Genomic DNA, 1,452 nt, shown 5'->3' on the forward strand with positions numbered 1-1,452 from the left:
GAGGGCATAGCTGGTGCTGAATGATGAGCCACCAAATTCAGTACGTTTAAAAATACCTCCGCCGATATTATTCCAATCAAAAATTATTACTTTGCTCAAGCGTTGATAGTAGATTTTTTGAGTTTTCCGGTTAAGGCATAAATTTGACAATCGTTTTATGAAATATATTCGATAAATTAGGAATGGAAGGAAGGTGAACGGCCCAAGCGCTGTTCCGGTGATCAAGATAGGGTTGAAGGTAGATGGCTTCCAGGCTTTATCGGATAGTAGGACCGGGTAGAATCCGATCATCAATGCGAGGATCAATGCACAGTACAGCTTTCCCATGAATACAGAGTCTATTATCCAAGGATTTCGTAGGTATAAAGTATTTTCGGAAAAGCTTAATAGCTGTCCGTTAATAGCAGGTTTATGACCTGAGTCGGATGTTGTGTTGAATAGCCAAATGGTTGCCATGATCAGCGCTCAAGACGGAAAGTTGAATGGATCTCATTGTCTTCGTCTAGCCCTTGGTTGGCGCTGTAGGATAGATGCAGTGAGAGGTGGCTTTGGTTGTGTAACGTTTTTTCGAAATGTAGAACCAACCCGGCGCCGACAATTTGACCGGTTGGGGCGATTGGAAATACGTCCATTGCTAGGCCCTCACGGAAGGCGCTTAAACTTCCTGACCACTGGCTTGTCCCGATCACGAAACCCGGTAGAAGTACTGCGAACTCAACGGTCGGTTGAGATGTGGCCACTTCGTTATGAGTGATAGCTGTCCAGTTCGGCGGTGACCAGTGATTGTTATCGTGCCATAGGGTATCGACTTTGCTTACACCGAGTGATAAGGCCTGTTCAGCTGACAGTAGTTTTGGCCCATAGTGCTCATCGTGCCAAGCTTTGATTTCTGCGTGCACTGTGGGGAATGCAAGTAGTTTCTCATCATGGTCCAAGGAGAGCTCAGCGCGGACTTCTCCATCGTTAATGCGATTGCCGAAGATGCTACGCGCTGCCCAAAGCTCAATTGGGCTGTGAAGACGTTCATGTGCCTTCGCGTGAAGGTAGAGGCCTCCTGCAATGATTACGGTTCCTACAAGTACCAGCGCAGCTGCGGCCCATCCGGCAAAGGGCACTAGCGTTGTAACGCCAGCAATTGCAAGTCCAGCCTCAAGGACGACAGCAGATCCAAGTGCCATGGTTATTCCACCTGTCAGCGTGTATGCAGCGGCACCTTGGTTTCCGTTCTCGTTCTGGCGCCACGCCTTGGCGAAATCAGAGAACAGGCTAAATGCTATCGCTGGGTATCCTGTCAAACGCGCATAGAGATTACTGCTTAAGAATTTTATAATCCCATTTCCAAAGGCCATCCCAGAGGCGGTTGAACTTAGCCTGAGCATCACTGCTTTCTGCGTTGCCCGCACGCTGACTAATGTCGCCGATGCCGCACCAATCACCCCGAAAATCGATGAA

The 1,452-nt window shown here is 48.4% G+C and carries 2 pseudogenes; both read right to left on the reverse strand.

Annotation, left to right across the window (positions count from 1 at the left end):
* Positions 1-456: pseudogene (locus M2S36_RS23550) on the reverse strand (hypothetical protein); the annotation flags it as partial.
* A gap of 2 nt (positions 457-458) precedes the next feature.
* A pseudogene (locus tag M2S36_RS23555) lies at positions 459-1,452 on the reverse strand (T6SS effector BTH_I2691 family protein); the annotation flags it as partial.

Source organism: Pseudomonas sp. SF2, from assembly GCF_036858055.1.
Lineage (GTDB): Bacteria > Pseudomonadota > Gammaproteobacteria > Pseudomonadales > Pseudomonadaceae > Aquipseudomonas.